Origin of the sequence: Pseudomonas sp. 32_A, assembly GCF_017490905.1 — a bacterium.
In the GTDB taxonomy this organism is placed as follows: Bacteria; Pseudomonadota; Gammaproteobacteria; order Pseudomonadales; family Pseudomonadaceae; genus Aquipseudomonas; species Aquipseudomonas inefficax.
Window position 1 is genome coordinate 1 of the sequence record NZ_JAFGYI010000388.1, and the last position, 432, is coordinate 432.

At 64.4% G+C, this 432-nt stretch carries 1 pseudogene; it reads right to left on the reverse strand.

Annotation, left to right across the window (positions count from 1 at the left end):
* Nucleotides 1-432 (reverse strand): annotated as a pseudogene (locus J5M58_RS27185) (hypothetical protein); the annotation flags it as partial.

The window sequence follows — 432 nt, forward strand, 5'->3', positions numbered from 1 at the left end:
TCGTGATCCAGATGAGCGCGATCAGCAGCACGAAGATCGCCGCCGAGATGTAGAACAGATCGTTCACGCCCAACTGCGCGGCCTGCTGCGTCGCCATGTTGTTGATGAGCCCGTGCGCCTGGTCGCGCGTGAACCCGAGCTGCCCCATCTGCGTGACCGCCTGGTTGAACGTCGGGTTGTACGGGTTCGCCTGCTCGACGAGCTGCGCGTGATGGAAGTTGTTCCGATGGTCCCACGCGGTCTGGAAGATCGACGTCCCGATGCCGCCGCACATGATCCGCACGAAGTTCGACAGGCCCGACGCGGCCGGAATCCGGTGGCCCGGCAGGCCGGACAGCGTGATCGATACGAGCGGGATGAAGAAGCCCGCCATCGCGATCCCCTGCACGAAGGTCGGTGCCATCAGCGACCATTCGTCGACGCCCGTCGTAT